Here is a 2,607-nt window from a genome sequence, read left to right as displayed (position 1 = left end):
TTGACCTTATTGCGCTGGTTATTTTTGGCCTCATCCAGATGGGTTCAGTCAACCTCTCCCGTATTGCCCGAACTATGGGGCACGGTACCGAGATCGACTCCAGGCGTAAACGTCTCAAGTGCTTGCTTGCAGTCATACCTGCTGGCGAGTACCCACTCTCCCTTTTATATCAAGATTCGTTACGAAATTGTCCCCTACAGAGCTGTACAAGATTGCTGACTATTATGTTATGAACTTTATGCATGGTATTGACTCTGAATAGTTTAAATAAAGAAAAAGGAGTTTCACCATGACTTTGCCGGTCAGCAATATTTCAAATAAAGGATTGCTCTCAACAATAGATGTAGCCACAAAACAGGATACTTGCGATTCACATAAAGCCGGAGCAACGTATTATAACAGGTCCGTAGAAAGTGTAGAGCCATCAGCATCTATAAAAATTGATAGATCCAATAAAAGACACGCTATTTTTAATGGACTGTTTCAGAGTCGTATGGAGGACAGAGAGGTGGTATTAAAGTATATTCCTTTCGAAGTAGACGACACCACTTTTGATCTCATCAATGGCAATGAAAGAGATAATGAGCTAGCGAAAAAATTGCCAGATATGAGTGACAACAGGCCAAAAACCTCTTTCTCTTTTAACATTACAACACAAGATGGCAATCACGAATATAGGCCTTCACATTTATGGCAAGAACGATTTTTAAGATGTGTCAATAAAGGATTGCAAGCTCTTTTCGATGACTGCCCTCCAGACACAGTAGTTCCTAACTTAGAAAATATGACTGTTGGTAATCTTTATAACAGTGAAAAAGCACCAACAACTTGCCTTCAATTTGTTAACTTTATGGAATTTAATTCAAATTCATTTCAAGATCGTTACCACACAGAACTTACAATCTTAAAAAATCCAGATATAAAGAATCAATTCACCCCTGTTGCAATTTTAAACAAAGACGTTATGGTTCATATCTTTATTCATATTGGAGATAATGTTTGCATAAGTAAAGTGGGAAGCAGCCATATTTTTTTCCATACTGCTGAAGACATATTAAGTCATTATCAGGCATCTTTTGAAACGCCTTTGACTTTGGCGATTGCAAGTATTACGCCTTTACAGTAGTTGTGTAGCAGCGTATGTGCGGGACAAAACCTTTAGCAGTTGCTGAACATTATTTGAGCATCCAGACACCCACTGTTACGCTTGCTAACTATTATGTTGTGAACTTTACCCATGGTATTGGCTCTTAATAATAGTTAAATAAATGAAAAAGGAGTTTCACCATGTCGACACCGGTCAACAATAGTTCAAATACAGGATTGCCCTTAACAACAGATATAGCCACAGTACAAAACACGTGCGATTTACAAACACCTGGAGCAACGTGTTATAACAGGTCTGTGGAATGTGTAGAACCATCAGTATCTATAAAACTGGATAGTTCCCAAAAAAGAGATATTACTTACACTGGGCTTCATGAGAGTGGCCTGAAAAAGAGAATGGTACTAAAGTATATTCCTTTTGAAATAGACGACACTGCTTTTAATTGTATCAATGGCAATGAAAGAGATGATGAACTGGCCAAAAAAATGATAGACATTAGTGACGACTGGCCAAAAAGCTCTTTCTCTTTTAATATCAAAACACAAGATGGAAGTCACGACTATAAGCCTCCACATTTATGGCAAGAACGACTCTTAAGGTGTATAAACGTAGGATTACAAAGTTTATTCGATGATTGTCCTCCAGAGAGAATTCCGGTATTAAGGAATAAAACTGTGGGTGAGATTTATCAAGGTAGAAAAGTCAGACCAACTTGCTTTCAATTTGTGAGCTTTATGGAATTTAATTCAAATTCATTTCGTGATGCTTTAACTATTGAACTGACAAACTTAGAACACTCAGACAAAAAAAACCAATTCACTCCTCTTGCCATTTTGAAAGACAACATCATCATTCATGTATTTATTCATATTGGAGATAATATTTGCATAGGTAAAATGGAAGATAGGAATATTTTTTTCCATACTACTGAAGACATACTGAGTCATTATCAGGTGCTTTTTGAAAATCCTTTGAGTTTAGCGATTGCAAACATTAAGCCTTTGCAGTAGCTTTATAGCACATAACATCACACTCACCGTTAAAGTAGAGCGCTGCGAACAGGCCCGGTTACTTAAGATACAGCCTTGCAAATCAGGTAGACGTATTGTTTTTCCACCTGTTCATAGGACAGCAACTCATGATCCGGAAACTTACAGTACCTGGGAATATCTCGCTGGCTAGAAGGATCAGTTGCTATCACCCTCACCATTTCTCCGGGCTTCATGTCCCTCACTTTGTTATGCAGCTTCATGACCGGTTCCGGACAAAGCAGACCTGAAGTATCCAGCTCCATGAATAATTTCCCTGATCTATCCTTTCTATCTTTACACCAGAATGCAAGGGTAGAATGATTAAGCACTCACTCTATGCAGCACCACTGCTACTCATAACATTGTCCGTCCTCTGTCAGGCTCAACCGTTGACAAGACGTTCTGTTGTCGCAGTTGAACAGAAAACAGGCTCTCAAAACCTGAACTTTTCTATAAAACCTGACCAAC

The 2,607-nt window shown here is 38.5% G+C and carries 4 protein-coding genes; 3 read left to right on the top strand and 1 reads right to left on the bottom strand.

Features of this window, described 5'->3' with window-relative positions; genetic code table 11:
• The 3 genes from KDK17_RS09325 to KDK17_RS09315 form a co-directional block, all read left to right on the top strand.
• A partial coding sequence (locus tag KDK17_RS09325; protein ID WP_257287919.1) for a hypothetical protein occupies window positions 1-233 on the top strand: 233 nt, incomplete at its 5' end.
• Window positions 234-289: 56 nt separating this feature from the next.
• Complete coding sequence (locus tag KDK17_RS09320; RefSeq protein WP_257287918.1) at window positions 290-1,126, top strand: hypothetical protein; 837 nt, start codon at window positions 290-292, stop codon at window positions 1,124-1,126.
• A gap of 161 nt (window positions 1,127-1,287) precedes the next feature.
• The gene (locus KDK17_RS09315; RefSeq protein WP_257281816.1) at window positions 1,288-2,118 is read left to right on the top strand and encodes a hypothetical protein; all 831 of its coding nucleotides are present in this window, start codon (window positions 1,288-1,290) and stop codon (window positions 2,116-2,118) included.
• 62 nt (window positions 2,119-2,180) lie between these two features.
• Here KDK17_RS09315 and tusA read toward each other — a convergent pair whose 3' ends face one another.
• Entirely contained in the window at window positions 2,181-2,402 is a 222-nt protein-coding gene (gene tusA, locus KDK17_RS09310) for a sulfurtransferase TusA (RefSeq protein ID WP_257281817.1), read from the bottom strand.
• Window positions 2,403-2,607: the final 205 nt, after the last annotated feature.

The organism is Endozoicomonas sp. SESOKO2, assembly GCF_024606245.1.
GTDB lineage: Bacteria > Pseudomonadota > Gammaproteobacteria > Pseudomonadales > Endozoicomonadaceae > Endozoicomonas_A.
This window is presented reverse-complemented; position numbering and strand designations above follow the sequence as displayed.